Annotated in this window: 1 protein-coding gene; it reads right to left on the bottom strand. The window is 71.3% G+C overall.

From position 1 onward, the window contains the following. Window positions 1–361 (bottom strand): DUF305 domain-containing protein (locus tag CVH10_RS17085; protein WP_106489335.1); only part of this gene is annotated, 361 nt, incomplete at its 3' end. Window positions 362–527 lie beyond the last annotated feature (166 nt).

Raw genomic sequence — 527 nt, 5'->3', positions numbered from 1 at the left:
TCACGGTCTGGGCCATGCGGCGGATGGCGGGGTCGCGGCTGTCGCGCAGGGCGACCTTGGCCATGGCGACTGCGCCTTCGTGGTGGGCGATCATCTTGGCGACATAGGCCTGGTCGATCGTCTGGCCCGACGCGGCGGCCATCTTGCGATGCATTTCGGCCTCGGACGCCGAGAAGGCGCGGTCGCCCGGCGTGACGTTTGACGCCGGGCTATGGGCCGTCTCGGTTTCAGCCGTGGTGCGGGCCGCCGCCGCATGATTGGCGGCCGAGGTGTCGCGCAGCGCCTGCTGCACCGGATCGCCGCCGCCGTCGCAGGCCGCCAGCAACAGGACCAGCGCGACGGGCAGGGCGGCGCGGATCATGCGGCGTCGCCCATCCAGCCCGGCATCCAGCCTTCGTGCCATTCGCGCAGGTGGGCGACGGGAATGCTGAACAGTTCGCCCTTGTCGCCCTTGGAAGCGAAGGCGTCGCCGCCCGCATGGCCGAGCCGTGGACGGCCGAGGAGCGCGAGGAACAGCTGATCCGACG

Origin of the sequence: Halomonas sp. ND22Bw, assembly GCF_003011945.1 — a bacterium.
Taxonomy (GTDB): domain Bacteria; phylum Pseudomonadota; class Gammaproteobacteria; order Pseudomonadales; family Halomonadaceae; genus Halomonas; species Halomonas halophila.
This window is presented reverse-complemented; position numbering and strand designations above follow the sequence as displayed.